Raw genomic sequence first — 18,372 nt, 5'->3', positions numbered from 1 at the left:
CCGGGTTATGTGTGTTAATTAACGATGGTCTGAATGTTCAAGGTTTCGCATTCTGTAGCGCTTGTTCTTCGATGGCCCTATCGACTGAAGAGACATAGTACTCGTCGTCGAAAGCGCCTTCTGGTTCCTTGAGCCACACTAGGCAGATCACCCAACTGATGAAGGCACCCGTCGCGATGATGTAGAAGAACTGCGACGGTGTGACAAACGTAAAGATGGTTAGGTAAACCACCGCGCCAACATTACCGTAAGCGCCCGCCATGCCCGAGATTTGACCAGTTATCCGGCGCTTGATGGAGGGAATGATACCGAAGGTTGCCCCCTCAGCCCCTTGCACGAAAATCGAGGTGCCGATGGTCACCGCAATGGCCAGAATGAGTGGCCAACTCGAATTGAGCATGGCCATTAGCAAGAACCCAACGCTAATCCCAAACATGTAGCACAGCATCACAAAGCGCCGGTTACCCATGCGGTCGGAAACCATGCCGCCCATGGGGCGCGCCACCAGATTGACGAACGCGAATGACGCAGCGATCAGGCCGGCCGTAGCGGCATTCAGGCCCCAGGTCTCCTCAAAGAACATGGGCAGCATCGATACCACTGCGAGTTCAGCGCCGAAGTTGGCAAAATAGGTGCTGTTAAGCGCCGCCACACTGTTGAACGAGTATTTATCATCTTCGGGCACCCCCTTACGCAGGATTGGCAGGTTGACCCGCAGGATCTGTACGATCTGATAAATAACTATCGCCACAATGACGAGATAGGCGATGACCGCCCCAGTAACTGATAAATAGCCCATATACTGGATACGCCAGACCAGGATGGCGAGTACGCCGACCAGCGGGATGGTCCAGATGATCAGCTTGATCATATCGCCCCAGGAGCTCACTTCCATGGCGGCGGTCTTGCGTGGCTTGCGGTGGGCCTGGGCATCCGGCCCATCGGTAATCGCGAACCAGTAGTAAACACCGTAAGCGGCCATAACAATAGCGCTCTGGGCGATTGCCCAGCGCCAGCCATCGGGGCCACCGTACATGCTCAAGGCGATGGTCGGCAGCGACATGGCCGCTACGGCGGAGCCGAAGTTACCCCAGCCAGCGTAGAAGCCTTCAGCGAAGCCGATGTCTTTCGGCTTGAACCACAGCGCTGTCATGTGGATACCGACCACGAAGCTGGCACCAATCGAACTCAGCACCAGGCGCGCCACCAGCAGTTGCGTCATGCTGTTACCGAAAGCAAACGCCAGCGCCGGTAGCGCCATAGTGACCATGAGCACCGAGAACACCCGTCGCGGGCCGAATCGATCCAGCGCCATGCCGACGATGATGCGGGCGGGAATGGTCAAGGCCACGTTGCAGATGGCGAACAGCTTGAGATCATCCGTGGTCAGCCAGTCGACGCTCTTGAGCATGCTCGACGCGAGCGGCGCCATGTTGAACCACACGTAAAAGGTAATAAAGAAGGCAATCCAGGTCAGGTGCAAGGCCCGAATCTCGGGGCTGCGAAACTTGAATACAGCGGAAACTTTCATGGTCGTATCGTCCTGTGTCCCAAGGGTGGTCTTTACCAAAAGTAGGGGTAGGGGCTGCTCAAGGGCTGGGTAGGATCAACAAGGGACACTCGGCGCGCCGAGCCAGGAACGAGCTGACGCTGCCGAAAGTCATGTAGTCGAGTTCATCAACAAAATAAGTCAACGACTTGGCGATGATGCCGCCGTCCGGCTGATGGCTATGGCGGGCAATTACTAGTAGGTCTGGCGAGAGTTTGCGAGTGGCCTGCAGCAACATCTTGCGTGCATCCCCTTCGGCTAGAAGCTGCTCGGCTTGGAAGCCCTCGCCGATGGCGAATGCCACACCCTCTTGAAGGTGTTGTTTAACCTCATCGTGCTCCTGCTGAAAAAGCGCCTCGTTGTTATCGGTAGCGTCGAGGGGATTCTCCACCACGCCGACCAGTACCAGCAGAGGTTGGTTACAGCGGAACATATTGACGACCTGAGCGAGCGCCAGCTTGGCGTTTCGCGAACCGTCATAGGCGATCATGATTTTCATGGTGTCCTCCCGCATTGGGGTAGGGGGTGAAGACCCGGAGCTTGGCTCCGGGCATAAAGAAGCAAGCCCTATTTAGGGGTTCTTAACGTAGGCACCTTTGCGTAGGTAGAACCACCAGTTGATGACCAGGCAGATGGCGTAGAAGACCGCAAAGCCGTACATGGCAAGTTCCGGTGTGCCGGCCTGGATTTGCTCGCCCATTACCCGCGGGGCGATAAAGGCGCCATAGGCAGCGACGGCTGAGGTCCAGCCAAGCACCGGGCCTTTCTGCTGCTGGTCGAAAATAACCCCGATGCTGCGGAAGGTAGAGCCGTTGCCGATACCACTGGCGGCGAATAACACGATGAATAGCAGCAGGAATAGCCAGAAGAATTGATTAGGATCTGTGGCGTTATAGGCCTGCATCATCACGTAGCCGGTGGCGATAGAGGCGACCACCATGACCGCAGAGATTATTTGGGTGACGATGGAGCCACCCACTTTGTCGGAGATCCATCCGCCCAGCGGACGGATCAGAGCGCCCACGAAGGGGCCTATCCAGGCCCAGGTTAAAGCGCTGGGCGCCTCTGGGTTGGCCACGCGAATCAGCGTACCATCGGCTGTGGCTTCCATCATGTTGCCGAAGATGACGTTGATAGAGAGCGGCAGGGCTGCAGAGAAGCCGATAAAGGAGCCGAAGGTCAGAATGTAGAGGATGGTCATTGACCAAGTGTGCTTATTGGAAAATATTGCGAACTGCTTCTGGATATTGGGCTTGATGTCGCCAGGAATCAGGCGCAACAACACCAGAGTCAGAACAATGGTTAGCGGTAGGGCAACCCACATATTAAGCCAGCTGAGAGCCAGCATGCCGACGATGGCAGTCACCATGCCGACGCCGTAGAGGCCCAATATTTTGCTGAAAGCCGCCAGCGGCGAACCAGGGTTGGGCGTAATAGTGCGAAGATTGTTCATACCGAACCAACCGGCGAACGCTAATGGAACCAGGAATACAAGCCAGATAAAGCCAGCATTCTGGATCCAGGTATCGGTACCTGCTTCGATCCTGCCGATCAGCGTACCGCTAGCGCTTTGCAATTCCATCGGTGAACCGGCTATAGCGCCGAAAATGCCGACGGTCATTACCAGCGGGATGACAATTTGCATGGTAGTGACGCCGAAATTACCAAGGCCTGCATTCATGCCCAGGGCGTAACCTTGCTGCTTGCTGGGATAAAAAGTGGAAATGTTGCTCATTGAACAAGCGAAGTTACCGCCACCGATACCTGAAAGTAGCGCCAATGCCTGGAATACCCAGAACGGCGTGCCTGGGTTCATCAAGGCGATACCAGTGCCGGCTGCGGGGATCATCAATAGCGCGGTGGTCAGGAATATGGTGTTCCTCCCGCCAGCGATGCGGATCATGAACGATGCTGGGATGCGCAGGGTGGCACCTGCTAGACCGGCAAGCGCCGTCAGTGAAAATAGCTGGTTAACCGTGAACGAAAAACCCAGGTTCTGCATCTGGGTGGTAATCATTCCCCACATCATCCAGACAGCAAAGCCCATCAGCAGGCTGGGGATGGATATCCATAGATTGCGGTTGGCAATGTGCTTGCCTTCCTGTTCCCAGAATTGGGCGTCTTCGACATTCCATTTCTCAATGTCGGCATTTCTCTTGCTCATGGCGATTTCCCCTTGGCATCAAACCTGTCTGCATCTAGCAGTTAGAAAGCAAGATACGCTGAGGGAAGAAATTGGGGAATAGCTGGAAATAGCATGAAAAACAGCGACATACCTCTTGAGAGGTAGTCGCTGAAAAGCCTGGATTCATTGATTTTAAAGAGAAAAAATCGAGAAGGGGTAAAGGCGGGGCAGAGCAAAAGTATTCTGGGAGTCTTTGGAGGTAACCACACAGAACCGACTAGTGATCGATACCTTCCTGGACTGCCCAGACGGCGGCTTCGACACGTGAGCGTAGGTTGAGCTTTTTGAGCAGGTGCTTGACGTGAACCTTGACCGTGCCTTCGGTAATATCCAGCTTGCGCGCGATGAGCTTGTTGGAGAGTCCGCCAGCAAGCTGTTGCAGAATTTCGCGTTCACGCTGCGTTAGGCTATGAATATCCGGGGTGGTGGGGGCATTGCGCTGATTACGCAGGGCTTCAGCGAGTAGGGCGGTCAGGCTTTCGCTGATGACCATGCGCCCCAAAGCAGCCTGACGCAGTTGGCGAACCATGTCTTCAGGCTCCATATCCTTTAACAGGTAACCGTCGGCACCGTTACGCAGTGCGGCGACAACATCATCCTCATGGTCGGAAACAGTGAACATCACCACACGGCCGCTATAGTTGGCTTCCCGTAGGCGGCGCAAGGCTTCTAAGCCATTGACGCCCGGCATGTTTAAATCCAGTAAAACCAGGTCAGGCTCAAGTTTGAGGGCCAGTGCAATGCCTTCTTCAGGGTCGCCCGTCTCGCCAACCAGTTCAAGATCGTCCTCTAGCTCAAGCAACTGAGCGACGCCACGCCGGAGTAGCGGGTGGTCATCAATAATCATCAGGCTGGCGGGTGTATCGTTGGCGGTGGTCAGCGTCATTAAGAAGTCCCTGTACCTAAGTGAGAGTCGGAGGCAGCCGTCACAGGCTGCTGCTGAATTAAGCGAGCGGTCAACGGGGTGAAGACTATCTCAATGCTGGCCCCCCCTGTGGGACGATTGGTGATACTTAGCTCCCCGTTCAGGGTAGTGGTTCGGTCGCGTATGATCACCAAACCGTAGTGCATAGGTGGCGAGCTATCGTCTTCCAGGCCTATGCCGTCATCCTCAATACGCACTAGCAGGCGAGCATCGGCGAAGCGCACAGTGACTCCAGCCCAGTGGGCTTGGGCGTGCTTGTGGGTATTGGCCAGCGCCTCGCGAATGATCTGCAGCACGTGAATTTCTTCATTGGGGTTAAGTAGGTAAGGCGGCACATCGTACTCAAGCTCGACCGTTACCTCCATGCGCTGGCTAAACTCATCGACGGTCTGGCGTAAGGCAAACTGCAGCCCCGGTCCCTCAAGTTTGAGCCGGAAGGTAGTGAGCAGCTCACGTAGCTGACGATAGGCGCTGTTTAGGCCGGTACGCAGCTCGTCGAATACCGCAGACTGCATCTCTCGGGTGGCTTCTTTTTGCTGCATGCGTTCGAGTCGAGCGACCTGCATTTTGAGATAAGAGAGCGATTGGGCTAGAGAATCGTGAAGTTCCCGCGCAATGATGGTTCGCTCGTTGATCAGCGTAACGTGCTGCTGCTCCTCGATACGTCGCTGCAGGTACACCGCCGTGGCGAGCTGGTCGGCTAACATGGTGAGCAGCCGACGGGTGCTATCGTTGAGGCGCTCCTGGGGATACCACACTTCCAGGGTACCTAGCAGCGTATCGCCTACGCTAATCGGTAGCAGTAAGCACTGTGACTGGTTATTGGACACCATCTCCAAGGGGCGAGGATCGATCAGGCAAGCGTGACACTCCTGGTCACGACAATACTCTGGTCGGGTACGCGAGTGGGTTTCTAAAACCGGCATTTCCCGTTGGTCGAAAGGATCGTTGAGAGAAAGCCGTATCGGCCCGATATCCAGCAGCTTTTCCAGTTCGCGTAACATGGGCGCTGCGCTAGAGCAGAGATCATTACCGCCCCCATACAGCGAGCGGCTGGCATCGTGCATTACCCGCAGCGCCTGATTGCTACGTTCAAGCTCCTGCTTCTTGCGCGACACCTTGTCTTCTAATGCGGCGTAGCTTGTTGCCAGCTCGGCAGACATCTTGTTAAAGGTATGGCCCAACAAAGCCAACTCGTCGCTGCCGCGAAGCTGTGAACGCGGCTTGAAGTTACGCTGTGCCGCCTCGCGGGCAAGAACCATCAGTTGACGCAAAGGCACTACCAGATTGAAGCGAACATCGTAGAGGGCTATCGAAACGACAATAGCGATCAGTACCAGAAAGAGCACTTGCATCATCCCCAGCAGCCGCACCTTGGCCTCCGTGCTCTCTTCCAAATAGGTCACCAGCACTTCAATGTCATTGACCATCGCCACGATCATCATTTCTAGCGTATCGAGGTCAAGCGCAGTGGCTGGGGACGGTGCCTCTAGTGCCGGACGAAGCGTGTGCTGCCAGTAAACCTGAAGTTTCTCCAGTTGACGGCGGCGCTCATGACTATCATCAGCAGGGATTGTTTGTTGTAGCGTTGTGCCATGCAAACGCTGATCGAAGCGCGAAATCAGACCTTCGAGCTGCTCTTCGCTTGTCTCCTCTGGAGCATACTCCTGGCGTTGCAATGCCCCCATGATCTGATAGGCATTCATGCGTAGTGAGCCAGCGACATTAATCGCGGCCGCATCGCCACGGCTGCTGTTAGACATTGCCATGGTCAGGGTGATGCTGATAAGGGCCATCCCGCTAATGGCAAGTAAGGACGCAATGATGCGAGCAACCAGGGAGCGCTGAAGTAATTTCATGGCATTTCCGATAGCGCGGAAGAGGTAAGGGAGTGTGGCACTGTCTGCATTTCGATACGAGGGCTATTCCTTTGGGGTTAGCCGACCTACCTCCGATGTTTTTTGACCTACGCCCAGTATTTACAGACAATTCTTACATGTCTTCCGATGTCTTTATACCCTCGCTGGGAAACGCCATGCCATCATCTGTGCCGCCTCCCACGTTGGAGACATCAAAACAGCCAGTCGATGGTTATCAAATACTGGTAGCTATGCTGTTAATGCCACTGGCAAGCGCTTTAGCGGTGGCTGGCTGGACACTTTATGCCCTGCTCGCAAAACAACCCCTCTATGTGCTGGTACCGTTGAGTAGCGGTGTGCTGTTGGCTTGGCCGGCTTGGTATATCGCCAGGCGGGGAGACACCTGCCGCTTGATGCAGTGGCTATTACTGGGGCTAGCGTTGGCGCTGGGCGGGTTTGGGATGGCTAGCCGACCGTGGGAGTTTTTGTTAGTGGGGGCTGGGCTTGGACTGGGAGGTGCGGTGATTACGACCGGCATCGCCCACGCCAAAGGCTGGATGCCTGGTCGTTGGGTGAGTCTTTGTGTCGCCCTTTTTCTGGCTTTAGCGGCGGGGGTAGGGTTTTCCTTGCGGATGGCGCCCCTGGTCGTCCAAGCCTATGGTTGGCGCGCAGCGCCATTCAGTCTGCTGATCCCACTGTTGATGATAATGCTGCTGCTATGGCTTTTTGTAGAGTCACCCGAGTAACGTCATCTACTAGTCTCACCTACTGATTCTTAACTACTGATTCTTAACTACTAGCGATAAGGCTCCTTTTATGACCATAGCGACGTTTGCCGATTTACTGCAGGAAGCACGTAAACAACCTAAGCCCCAGCGACTGCTGTTTGTGTTCGTTCGCGCAGAGCTGCCTGATTTCCCTGATGCTGACCAGCGGCGCCGCTTCGAACAGGGTGAAGGGGGTGTGTTGGTGCCTGTGGTATGCGTAGATAAGTCGACGGAGGAATTGACCAGCATGGCGGTGTTGGTCGAAGAGTCACGCCGTACCGAGATCGAATGGGATCTAGTCTTCGCTGCAGCCATGGACGATCCAGAAGATGATACCGAGGTTGAACGGCAGCTCCAGCGTATGATGGAGTCGCTGCAAATGGGTAATATCACCGCCTATCTAGCTCTCGATCATCACGGCGATGCGGTTGACGTTGGTTAGGGACGGCTACCATGGAGCACTATTTCCTCATCAAGCACCTGCACATGACGGCCGCTGCGCTGAGCATCACGCTCTTCGTAGTGCGCGCCTGGTGGTCGGTACAGGAAAGCCCGCGGCTCAACGCCCGTTGGGTCAAGGTATTGCCCCATCTCATCGACACGGCCTTGCTGGGGCTTGGGGTGACCTTGATGGTATTGCTTTCCGTATGGCCCTGGCAGCTTCCTTGGCTTGGCGCCAAGTTACTGGCGCTGCTGGCCTATATCGGTATTGGCACCATTGCGATTAAGCGCGGGGCAACGCCAACGGTGCGAGCCTTGGCAGCATTAGTGGCGTTGGCCATCTTCGCCTATATGATGGGGGCCGCTATTTGCCACAGCCCGCTTTCCTGGTTGGCATGGGTTAGGGCAATAAACCCTAAGCTCTAACCAGGGGACAGGTGTCAGGCTGCTTCGAGAGGGCGCGAGGGGCCAAAGTGCTCGAAGTGGCGGCGATCCTCATCGACACCCAATTCAGACAAAGCACTATTGATTGCCGTCATAAATCCTTGGGGACCCACAAAATAGCAGCGTGTCTTAAGGTCTGGTAGGTAGTGAGCTAATAAACTGCGGTCGATACGACCAATATGCTCGGCTTCGTTGCCGCGCTCATGAATGCGGACAGCCTGAAGGTGTTCAGGGTACTCGCTCTCTAGCGCTTCTAATTCGCCTTTAAAGGCATCATGCTCGGCATCCAAGGCGGCGTGTAGATAGATGACCTGCCGCCCAAGTGACAAGGCATGGCGAGCCATGGGAAGTAGAGGCGTTTGCCCAACCCCTCCACTGGCAAGCAGCAGGGGTTCGTCACCCTCAACCAAGGTAAGGTCACCAGCTGGTGGTAACAGTTCCAAGATATCGCCTGGTTGTAAAACATCGTGGAAGTGGCGGCTTACTTGGCCCTGTTCTTCGCGTTTGATCGAGATTCGATAGCTTTGGCCATTTGGCGTATCTGAGAGGCTGTAATGCCGATAAACCCGCTCGCCATTAATGGTTAGTCGTACACCGATATACTGGCCTGGCTCGTGATCAGCCACGCGTTCCCCATCCTCGGGCTCAAGGATAAAAGAACGAATTAAGGCACTTTCCTGCTGGGTACTGGCGATAGTGAAACGACGTGTGCCGCGCCAGCCGCCTGGGCGCTGCTCGAACTCACGATAGCGCTGATCTTCAAGATCGATCAAAAGAGCGGCGAGCTCTTTATACAGAGCGCCCCAGGCGTCGGCGATTTCTGGTGTCACGGCATCACCGAGTACTTCGCCAATCGCCGCCAGCAAACATTCACCGACGATAGGGTACTGTTCAGGGAGAATGCCTAGCGAGATGTGTTTACTGACCACAACATCCAGCGTGGCCCGCGCCTGAGCTGGGTTGCTGCGTAGTTGGACATAGGCCAAAACAGCGTTGGCCAGGGCACGGGGCTGACCACCGCTTTGCTGATGAACCTCATTAAAGAGCGGTTTGACCTCTGGGTAGCGGGTAAACATTAGCGGATAGAAGCGCTGGGTAATCGCATTCAGGTGTTCGGCCACGACGGGAGCGGTTGCGTTGATCAGTTTTTCCTGCTCATGTGTTAGCACTGTTAATCCCTCGGCATATTAAGAAGTATTTAAAATGAATCTTAATGCCTTGGGTCTATAAACGCCAGCCATAAGATGTATTTTTGATACATGTCATGGTCTTTGTTGATGGCTAGGCGCACAATCATATTTCCAAGTAATTTAGTCGGGATTACGCCATGCCAACGACCACCTCATCCCAGCCTGCTTCTAAGGTTGAGCATCTGCCATTAATGCGTCTGGCTTTTCGGCCCTTCTTTCTGCTGGCCGCGCTGTTTAGCGTGGTGTCCCTATTGGTGTGGTTGGGCTTCTGGCACGGCAATATTTTGCTGCGACCTTATGGAGGCCTGGTGTTCTGGCATCAGCATGAGATGCTGTTTGGCTTTGCCACGGCGGTGGTAGCGGGATTTTTGCTTACTGCCGTACGCAACTGGACCGGATTGCCGAGCTTAAGCGGCGCGCCGCTACTGGGTCTGGTGGTGCTATGGCTATTGGGTAGAGTGCTGATGGCTTTTCCCATGGATTTGCCAGGATGGCTGCTGCTGGCGGTTGACCTTGCATTTCTTCCAGTGGTCGCCATTACTATGGCGCGTCTGGTTATTACCGCAAAGCGTTGGCGCAACTTGATCTTTATACCTGTGCTGTTGCTGTTTGCCACGGCTAACCTGGCGATGCACTTAGGGGTGATGCAGGGTGACGCCGAGCTGATCCGCCAAGCCGCCTACTTGGCCGTACTGTTAATCACACTGATGATGACCGTAGTGGGCGGACGTGTGATTGCCATGTTCACTGCCAATCGTTTGGGCCGCACCAAACCTGAACCTATTGCTTTGCTCGAAGGAGTGACGCTGGTGAGTACGGCTGGCGTAGTCGTGCTGCAGTTGGTCATCATGTTGGGGGTTGCCATTCCTGCTTTATTAATGGGGGGAGTGATGCTCTTAGCGGCGTTGGCCAACACTGTTCGCATGGCGCGTTGGGGTGGGTTGCATAGCTGGCGTGAACCTTTACTTTGGGGACTGCACGGCAGCTACGCCTGCATTCCGCTAGGTCTTGTCATGTGGGTCTTGGCACTCATGGGGCTGATGCGCGTTGAACTTGCCGTGCACGCCCTGACCATTGGTGGCATGGGCACCATGATGCTGGCCATGATGGCCAGAGTTTCGCTAGGTCATACGGGCCGCCCCATACGCACTTTGCCCGGTATTGGTGTGGCGCTGGGCTTAATGCTAATAGCCGCCTTGGTGCGCTCACCCGTCTTGGCGTTATTTCCCCAGATCACCCACTGGACCTATACGCTGAGCATCATCTTCTGGTGCGTGGCCTACGCAATATTCGTCGTGCACTACACTTGGCCGTTGATGCAGGCGCGAGTCGACGGTCAGGATGGCTAGAAAGTGCTAAGTGCTAAGTGCTAAGTGCTAAGTGCTAAGTGCTAAGTGCTAAGTGCTAAGTGCTAACGGTAGGAATGCGCATAAGTTGCGCCAATTGAGATTGTTGGCTGCCCAGCAGGTCGGCCAATGTGTAGCGGTCGAGCACGTCTAGAAATGCTGACAGTGCATCATTAAGAATCGGTTGAAGGCGACATGCTGGTGTAATGATGCAGGCATTGTCGCTATGAAAGCACTCCACTAACGCCATGTCATTTTCCATCTCGCGTACCAGCTCGCCTAACCCAATGGTTGCGGGGTCACGTGTCAGCAGTAAGCCGCCATTCTTGCCACGAATAGCGGTAACGTAGTTCTTCTGACTAAGCTCCTGAACGATTTTCATCAAATGATTGCGGGAGATATCAAAGGTCTCTGCGATCTCATTAATAGTTGAGCGCTTTTCTCCCTTTACAGCGAGAAAAATCAATACGCGTATCGAATAATCGGTAAATCGGGTGAGATGCATGGAGTGAGCTTTGCTCCGAGGGCTAGCTAGTTATTAAACAAGTATGTTGTATGAATGTTCAGTAAGTTGCAATGAGAAAAGCCAACACTGGCGCGCGGCGCACGGTGTAATTTCAACAACACCCAGCGTCTATTCCTTTACGTTGGCCGCTCTATCACCTTGGGGGTAGACAGGGTGTATATGGAGGTAATCACGCAGTAATTCGCTTGTCGATCACGCAGAATCCACTCCATGGAACCCGCACTGTCGGGTATGCAAATTTCCGAGGAGCCAGGAGATCGACCATGAGTCACTTCATAGATCGGCTGAATTTCTTCCGCAAGTCCCGCGAGCCTTTTGCCAACGAACACGGTGAGCTACGCAGCGAATCCCGCCAGTGGGAAGATAGTTATCGTGCCCGCTGGCAGCACGACAAAGTAGTACGCAGTACCCACGGGGTGAACTGCACCGGCTCCTGTAGCTGGAAGATCTACGTTAAGAACGGTTTAGTTACCTGGGAAACCCAGCAGACTGACTACCCCCGTACCCGTCCCGACCTGCCTAACCATGAGCCGCGTGGCTGCCCCCGCGGCGCCAGCTACTCCTGGTATCTGTACAGCGCCAATCGCCTGAAGTACCCATTAGTGCGCAAGCCGCTGCTGGCGCTATGGCGCGAAGCGCTGAAGGCTAACCCAGACCCGGTAGACGCCTGGGCGTCTATTGTCGAAGACCCCGCCAAAACTAAACAGTATAAGCGTGCTCGCGGCATGGGCGGCTTCGTTCGCGGTAATTGGGACGAGCTCAACGAGCTGGTGGCGGCCTCTAACGTTTACACCGCCAAGCAGTACGGCCCCGACCGTATTCTCGGCTTCTCGCCGATTCCTGCCATGTCGATGGTCAGCTACGCAGCGGGTAGTCGCTATCTGTCGCTGATTGGTGGCGTCTGTATGAGCTTCTACGACTGGTACTGCGATCTGCCGCCAGCGTCACCGATGACCTGGGGCGAGCAGACCGACGTACCTGAGTCCGCTGACTGGTACAACTCCGGCTACATTATCGCCTGGGGCTCCAATGTGCCCCAGACGCGTACCCCGGATGCCCACTTCTTTACTGAAGTACGTTACAAGGGCACCAAGACGGTCTCAATCACCCCGGACTACGCCGAAGTCTCCAAGCTGACCGACGAGTGGCTGTCCGCCAAACAGGGCACCGATGCCGCCCTGGCGATGGCCATGGGCCATGTCATCCTCAAAGAGTTCCATCTCGATAACCCCAGTGCCTATTTCACCGACTATGTGCGCCGCTATACCGACATGCCGTTCCTGGTGGAACTTGAAGTGCGTGAAGATGGCAGCTTCGCACCGGGACGCCAACTGCGTGCCAGCGATTTTGATGCTGCCTTGGGTCAAGAAAACAATCCCGAGTGGAAAACCGTTGCCTGGGACGAAACTCGCGACCAGCTGGTGGTTCCGCGCGGTTCCATCGGTTTCCGCTGGGGCGAAACTGGCGACGAAGTGGGCAAGTGGAACCTGGAATCGCTGGACGCCGCAGGCACCGAAATCAAACCGCTACTGAGCCTGGCTGACCATCACGACAGCGTCGCGCGCGTGGCGTTCCCTTACTTTGGTGGCATCGAACACGAGCACTTTGAGCATGTCAAAGGAGCTGGCGTGGGTGCTGCTGACGACCTGCTATTTCACAATTTGCCCGCCAAAAGGCTTAAGAGAGCCGATGGCAGCGAAATGCTGGCGGTCACCGTTTTTGATTTGATGTGTGCCAACTACGGTATCGACCGTGGCTTTGTCGGCGACGGCGAAGATGATGGCGCAACCTCGTTTGATCAAATTCGCCCCTATACTCCCGCGTGGCAGGAGAAAATCACCGGTGTCTCAGCAGAGCAGTGCACCCGCATAGCCCGCGAGTTTGCTGACAACGCTCACAAAACCAACGGCCGTAGCATGATCATCGTCGGTGCCGGTATGAACCACTGGTACCACATGGACATGAACTACCGCGGCCTGATTAACATGTTGGTCATGTGTGGTTGTATCGGTCAGAGCGGTGGCGGCTGGGCCCACTATGTGGGACAGGAAAAACTGCGTCCGCAGACTGGCTGGACGCCTTTGGCCTTTGGCCTCGACTGGCAGCGTCCGCCGCGTCATATGAACTCCACCTCGTTCTTTTACAGTCACTCCTCCCAGTGGCGCTACGAGAAGCTGGAGATCAAAGAGATTCTTTCGCCGTTGGCCAAGGCCGAGGATTACCCCGGCAGCCTGATTGACTTTAACGTGCGTGCTGAGCGCATGGGCTGGCTGCCGTCAGCACCACAACTGGACACTAACCCGCTACGCCTAGCGAAAAAAGCCGAAGCGGCGGGCATGTCTACTGCCGACTATGCCGTTCAGCAGCTCAAGAGCGGTGAACTGCGCTTTGCAGCGGAAGACCCGGATGCACCGGAGAACTTCCCGCGCAATATGTTCATCTGGCGCTCCAACCTGCTGGGCAGCTCCGGTAAGGGCCATGAGTACATGCTCAAGTACTTGCTGGGTACTCGACACGGCATTCAGGGTAAAGACCTGGGCGACTTCGGCGGCCAGAAGCCTGAAGAAGTCGTATGGCGTGACGAGGCGCCGGAAGGCAAGCTCGACCTGCTGGTGACGCTGGATTTCCGCATGTCCACCACCTGCCTTTACTCGGATATCGTGCTGCCTACGGCAACCTGGTATGAGAAGGACGATCTTAATACCTCCGATATGCACCCTTTTATTCACCCGTTGACTGCGGCGACCGACCCGGCTTGGGAATCGCGCAGTGACTGGGATATTTACAAGGGTATTGCCAAAGCATTCTCCAAGGTGTGTGTAGGCCACCTGGGCGAAGAGACCGACCTGGTCACGCTGCCGATGCAGCACGACTCGCCTGGAGAGTTGGCCCAGCCGGCGGTGATGGATTGGAAGAAGGGCGAATGCGCGCCGATTCCCGGCAAGACCATGCCATCGCTTATTGAAGTCAAGCGCAACTACCCCGACACCTATGAGCGCTTCACTTCTGTTGGGCCGCTGCTGGAAAGTATCGGTAATGGCGGCAAGGGCATCGCCTGGAATACCGATGCTGAAGTCGAGCTGCTGGGCAAGCTCAACCATCGCAAATTGGATGGCCCGCATAAAGGGCGCCCGTTGATCGACAGCGCTATCGATGCTGCCGAAATGATTCTGACCCTGGCACCCGAAACCAACGGCGCCGTGGCAGTAAAAGCGTGGGAAGCGCTCTCCAAAATTACCGGGCGTGACCATACCCACCTGGCAAGGCCCAAACATGACGAAAAAATCCGCTTTCGCGATGTCGTCGCCCAGCCACGCAAGATTATCTCCAGCCCTACCTGGTCCGGCCTCGAAGATGAGCATGTCTCCTATAACGCTGGTTACACCAACGTTCACGAGCTGATCCCCTGGCGCACGGTAAGTGGCCGTCAGCAGTTCTATCAGGATCACGCCTGGATGCGCGCGTTCGGCGAAAGCCTGCTGGTCTATCGTCCACCCATCGATACCAAGGCAGCCAAAGGTTTCCGGCTTCCCGCCGACAACGGCTTCAAGAGCAAGGCGCTGAACTTCCTCACGCCGCACCAGAAGTGGGGCATTCACTCCACTTACTCCGACAACCTGATGATGTTGACGCTCAACCGCGGCGGCCCGGTGGTGTGGCTCTCCGAGGCGGACGCGGCGGAAATCGATATCGAGGACAACGACTGGATCGAGGTCTACAACGCCAACGGCTCGATTGCGGCACGGGCAGTGGTCAGCCAGCGGGTCAAGGCGGGCATGGTGATGATGTACCACGCCCAGGAGCGCAACGTGAACGTCCCTGGTTCTGAGGTCACCGGCACGCGGGGCGGTATTCACAACTCGGTCACCCGTGTCTGCCCCAAGCCAACCCATATGATTGGGGGCTACGCGCAGCTCTCTTACAGCTTTAATTATTACGGCACCGTCGGCTCAAATCGCGATGAGTTCGTGTTAGTGCGCAAGATGAAACACGTTGACTGGCTGGATGGTGAAGGCAATGACAGCGTTCAGGAGGCCGTGAAATGAAGATTCGTTCCCAGGTAGGCATGGTTCTCAACCTTGATAAGTGTATCGGTTGCCACACCTGTTCGGTGACCTGCAAAAATGTCTGGACCAGTCGCGAAGGTATGGAGTACGCCTGGTTCAACAATGTTGAGACCAAGCCCGGTATCGGCTATCCCAAGGAGTGGGAGAATCAGGCCAAGTGGAAGGGCGGCTGGATGCGCCGTACCGATGGCCGGATAGAACCCCGTATTGGTGGCAAATGGCGGGTGCTGGCGAACATTTTCGCCAATCCCGACCTGCCCGAAATGGACGACTACTATGAGCCGTACACCTTCGACTACCAACACCTGCATACCGCCAAGATCGGTGAACACCAGCCGGTGGCGCGCCCACGCTCGCTGATTTCCGGCAAGCGCATGAAAAAGATCGAATGGGGACCCAACTGGGAAGAGATCCTGGGCACCGAGTTCGCCAAGCGACGTAAAGACGCCAACTTCGACAAGGTGCAGGCAGATATTTACGGCCAGTTCGAAAACACCTTCATGATGTACCTGCCGCGCCTGTGCGAGCACTGCTTGAACCCCACCTGTGTAGCGGCTTGCCCGAGCGGTGCCATCTACAAACGGGAAGAGGACGGCATCGTTCTAATCGACCAGGACAAGTGCCGCGGCTGGCGGATGTGTATCTCCGGCTGCCCCTACAAGAAGATCTACTACAACTGGAAAAGCGGTAAGTCCGAGAAGTGCATTTTCTGTTACCCGCGTATCGAGGCCGGTCAGCCGACTATCTGCTCCGAGACCTGTGTGGGCCGCATTCGCTATCTCGGCGTGCTGCTGTATGACGCTGATCGTATCGAGGAAGTGGCAAGCTCACCTGACGAACGTGATCTCTACCACCGCCAGCGCGAGATCTTCCTTGATCCCAACGATCCGGAAGTGATTGCCCAGGCCAAACGGGATGGTATCCAGGATAACGTTATCAAAGCCGCCCAGGCCTCACCGGTCTACAAGATGGCTATCGACTGGGGATTGGCACTGCCGCTGCACCCGGAATACCGGACGCTGCCGATGGTGTGGTACGTGCCGCCGCTGTCACCGATTCAGTCCGCCGCTGAGGCGGGGCATGTAGAGTTCGATGGCATCCTGCCCAAGATCGAATCACTGCGTATCCCGGTGAAGTACCTGGCTAACCTGTTGACAGCCGGCGAAGAGGCGCCCGTTGTGTTGGCACTCAAGCGCTTAATGGCGATGCGCGTTTATATGCGCGGCAAGCATGTGGACGGCGCCCCCAATGCCGAAGTGCTCGATGCCGTGGGGCTGAGCGTCTCCCAAGTAGAGGAGATGTACCGCTACCTGGCGATTGCCAACTACGAAGACCGTTTCGTGATTCCCACCAGCCATCGGGAAATGGCCACCGAAGCCTTCCCCGAGCGGGGGGGATGTGGCTTTACCTTTGGTGATGGTTGCCACGGTGAGAGCCAGCCCAGCCTGTTTAATGGCCGTAAGCAGACCAGCGTGTTGGTAAAACCGGTAGAGGTCTTCGACCCGCAGCCACAACTTGAGGAGTCTCGTCATGACTGAAGCCGCTACCCAATCGTCTACCCCGGTAGAGCCGTCGTTCGAGCCGCTACAGGGCATGCGTAGCCTACGCGTACTGGCCCGTTTGCTCGATTACCCGACCCAGGAACTGCAGGATGCGTGTGGCGAGCTAATCGAAATCCTCAATGCCGAGAGCCGCTTGGGGGCGGCTCTCAAGTCGTCGCTAATGGAGTGGTGTCAGCGTCTCCAAGAGGGCGACCTGCTTGAACTGCAGGCCGAGTACGTCGCCATGTTCGACAAGGGGCGCGCTACCTCGCTGCTGCTATTTGAGCACGTTCACGGCGAATCCCGTGATCGTGGTCAGGCCATGGTGGATCTGATGGCCGAATACAGCGCTGCCGGTTTCGAGCTGGATGCCCGTGAACTGCCCGACCATCTGCCGGTGTTCCTTGAGTACCTCTCGATGTGCGATGAAGCCGAGATCGGCCGCTGGCTGGGGGAAATACGCCATATCTTGGCGCTGCTGACCGCACGACTGGAGGAGCGGGGAGCGGATCACGCGCTAATACCGCTGTCACTGTTGGCGTTAATCGGGGCCGAGGACGATGTCGAAGAGCATCGGCCCCAGGTCAAAAAAGAAGCGCCTGACAACACGCCCGAAGCATTGGACGCCGTGTGGGAAGAAGAAGCGGTGCGTTTCTCGGCAACCTCTGACGAAGACTGCGCGCTGCAGTCTGCCGAAGGGCGGCGGCTTGCCGAGCGCAAAAAAGCAGTGCACAGCGACCCCGTCAAAATCATGCCGTCCGCCTGGAGCGCTTCCCCTTCCTCAACCGTGGCCGATCGCTAAAAGGAGAATCGCCATGTTCATAGAATATCTGCAGCATCTTATCTACGGCTATTACCCCTACCTGGCCGGTACGGTGTTCTTGGTCGGCAGTCTCGTGCGTTACGACCAAGGCCAGTTCACCTGGAAGACCGGCTCCAGCCAAATGCTGTCCTCAAAAAACATGCGCCTGGCCAGCAATCTGTTCCATATCGGCATTATCGTGATTTTCTTTGGTCATTTGGTGGGCATGCTCACGCCGCACTGGGTCTACGCGCCTTTCCTGCATGCCGGTACCAAGCAGCTAATTGCCATCGTGGTCGGCGGTATTGCCGGTGCCATGTGCGTGGTGGGCGGCGCCATGTTGCTATATCGGCGATTGGTCAATCCTCGCGTAAAGGCGTCGTCGAGCTTAATGGATACCTTGATCCTGGGTTTGATCGTCTTACAGGCATGCCTTGGCATGGTGACCATCATCTTCTCGTTGGGCCATATGGACGGCGAAATGATGCTGACGCTTTCCAGCTGGGCGCAGTCGATAGTCTTCTTCAGCGGCGGTGCGGCGGATTACATGCAGGATGTGTCGTGGATCTACAAACTGCATATCTTTATTGGCCTGACCATCATTCTGCTGTTCCCGTTTTCGCGCCTGGTGCATGTGTGGAGCGTGCCGTTCGGCTATTTGACTCGCCGTTATCAGATTGTCCGTAGGCGCAGTTAAAACCGGCTTGTGCACGTCCAGGCCTAGAGGAGA

General features: G+C 55.9%; 15 protein-coding genes. 8 read left to right on the top strand and 7 right to left on the bottom strand.

From position 1 onward, the window contains the following. Nucleotides 1-37: 37 nt before the first annotated feature. The 5 genes from KO116_RS11610 to KO116_RS11590 all read right to left on the bottom strand — a co-directional run bounded on the left by KO116_RS11610 (nucleotide 38) and on the right by KO116_RS11590 (nucleotide 6,518). Nucleotides 38-1,531: an MFS transporter gene (locus KO116_RS11610; RefSeq protein WP_035558458.1), complete on the bottom strand. Its 1,494-nt coding sequence runs from the start codon at nucleotides 1,529-1,531 to the stop codon at nucleotides 38-40. A gap of 58 nt (nucleotides 1,532-1,589) precedes the next feature. Continuing rightward, on the bottom strand, nucleotides 1,590-2,048 hold the full coding sequence (locus tag KO116_RS11605; RefSeq protein WP_035558455.1) for a universal stress protein: 459 nt from the start codon (nucleotides 2,046-2,048) through the stop codon (nucleotides 1,590-1,592). A 72-nt stretch (nucleotides 2,049-2,120) separates the two neighbouring features. Beyond that, on the bottom strand, nucleotides 2,121-3,713 hold the full coding sequence (locus tag KO116_RS11600; protein WP_035558452.1) for an antiporter: 1,593 nt from the start codon (nucleotides 3,711-3,713) through the stop codon (nucleotides 2,121-2,123). Nucleotides 3,714-3,951: 238 nt separating this feature from the next. Next, a complete protein-coding gene (narL, locus tag KO116_RS11595; RefSeq protein ID WP_027959366.1) occupies nucleotides 3,952-4,620 on the bottom strand; it encodes a two-component system response regulator NarL in 669 nt (222 codons plus the stop codon). Next, the gene (locus tag KO116_RS11590; protein ID WP_035558449.1) at nucleotides 4,620-6,518 is read right to left on the bottom strand and encodes a type IV pili methyl-accepting chemotaxis transducer N-terminal domain-containing protein; all 1,899 of its coding nucleotides are present in this window, start codon (nucleotides 6,516-6,518) and stop codon (nucleotides 4,620-4,622) included. The genes narL and KO116_RS11590 overlap by 1 nt, the downstream gene beginning before the upstream one ends. A gap of 176 nt (nucleotides 6,519-6,694) precedes the next feature. Here KO116_RS11590 and KO116_RS11585 point away from each other — a divergent pair, with 176 nt between their 5' ends. From KO116_RS11585 to KO116_RS11575, 3 genes are all read left to right on the top strand, one after another. After that, nucleotides 6,695-7,264, top strand: coding sequence for a hypothetical protein (locus tag KO116_RS11585; RefSeq protein ID WP_235272369.1), 570 nt, complete (start codon nucleotides 6,695-6,697; stop codon nucleotides 7,262-7,264). A gap of 70 nt (nucleotides 7,265-7,334) precedes the next feature. Continuing rightward, a complete protein-coding gene (locus KO116_RS11580) occupies nucleotides 7,335-7,727 on the top strand; it encodes a hypothetical protein (protein ID WP_035558443.1) in 393 nt (130 codons plus the stop codon). Between the two features lie 11 nt (nucleotides 7,728-7,738). After that, complete coding sequence (locus KO116_RS11575; RefSeq protein WP_035558440.1) at nucleotides 7,739-8,152, top strand: SirB2 family protein; 414 nt, start codon at nucleotides 7,739-7,741, stop codon at nucleotides 8,150-8,152. Nucleotides 8,153-8,166: 14 nt separating this feature from the next. On the opposite strand, the gene hmpA is transcribed toward KO116_RS11575, so the two are convergent. Then, nucleotides 8,167-9,339, bottom strand: a complete 1,173-nt coding sequence (gene hmpA, locus KO116_RS11570) for an NO-inducible flavohemoprotein (protein WP_035558437.1) — start codon at nucleotides 9,337-9,339, stop codon at nucleotides 8,167-8,169. A gap of 158 nt (nucleotides 9,340-9,497) precedes the next feature. Between hmpA and KO116_RS11565 the strand changes: the two genes are divergently transcribed. After that, nucleotides 9,498-10,709 (top strand): NnrS family protein, encoded by a 1,212-nt coding sequence (locus tag KO116_RS11565; protein WP_035558434.1) that lies wholly within the window; start codon nucleotides 9,498-9,500, stop codon nucleotides 10,707-10,709. A 55-nt stretch (nucleotides 10,710-10,764) separates the two neighbouring features. Here the strand turns inward: KO116_RS11565 and KO116_RS11560 are convergent, their stop codons facing one another. Next, on the bottom strand, nucleotides 10,765-11,211 hold the full coding sequence (locus KO116_RS11560) for an Rrf2 family transcriptional regulator (RefSeq protein ID WP_035558431.1): 447 nt from the start codon (nucleotides 11,209-11,211) through the stop codon (nucleotides 10,765-10,767). 284 nt (nucleotides 11,212-11,495) lie between these two features. Between KO116_RS11560 and KO116_RS11555 the strand changes: the two genes are divergently transcribed. From KO116_RS11555 to narI, 4 genes are read left to right on the top strand one after another with little or no spacing between them, the layout of a single operon-like run. Then, nucleotides 11,496-15,278, top strand: a complete 3,783-nt coding sequence (locus KO116_RS11555) for a nitrate reductase subunit alpha (RefSeq protein ID WP_035558428.1) — start codon at nucleotides 11,496-11,498, stop codon at nucleotides 15,276-15,278. Continuing rightward, nucleotides 15,275-16,837, top strand: coding sequence for a nitrate reductase subunit beta (gene narH, locus KO116_RS11550; RefSeq protein WP_035558424.1), 1,563 nt, complete (start codon nucleotides 15,275-15,277; stop codon nucleotides 16,835-16,837). Before KO116_RS11555 ends, narH begins: the two co-directional genes overlap by 4 nt. Next, a complete protein-coding gene (gene narJ, locus KO116_RS11545; protein ID WP_035558421.1) occupies nucleotides 16,830-17,642 on the top strand; it encodes a nitrate reductase molybdenum cofactor assembly chaperone in 813 nt (270 codons plus the stop codon). Before narH ends, narJ begins: the two co-directional genes overlap by 8 nt. 13 nt (nucleotides 17,643-17,655) lie before the next feature. Continuing rightward, nucleotides 17,656-18,339 carry a respiratory nitrate reductase subunit gamma gene (gene narI, locus KO116_RS11540; protein ID WP_035558418.1) on the top strand — a complete coding sequence of 228 codons (684 nt, stop codon included), beginning with the start codon at nucleotides 17,656-17,658 and terminating at the stop codon, nucleotides 18,337-18,339. Nucleotides 18,340-18,372: the final 33 nt, after the last annotated feature.

The organism is Halomonas sp. KO116, from assembly GCF_000734975.2.
Taxonomy (GTDB): Bacteria; Pseudomonadota; Gammaproteobacteria; order Pseudomonadales; family Halomonadaceae; genus Vreelandella; species Vreelandella glaciei.
The sequence above is the reverse complement of the archived record's forward strand: the minus strand, read 5'-3'. Positions and strand labels throughout refer to the sequence as shown.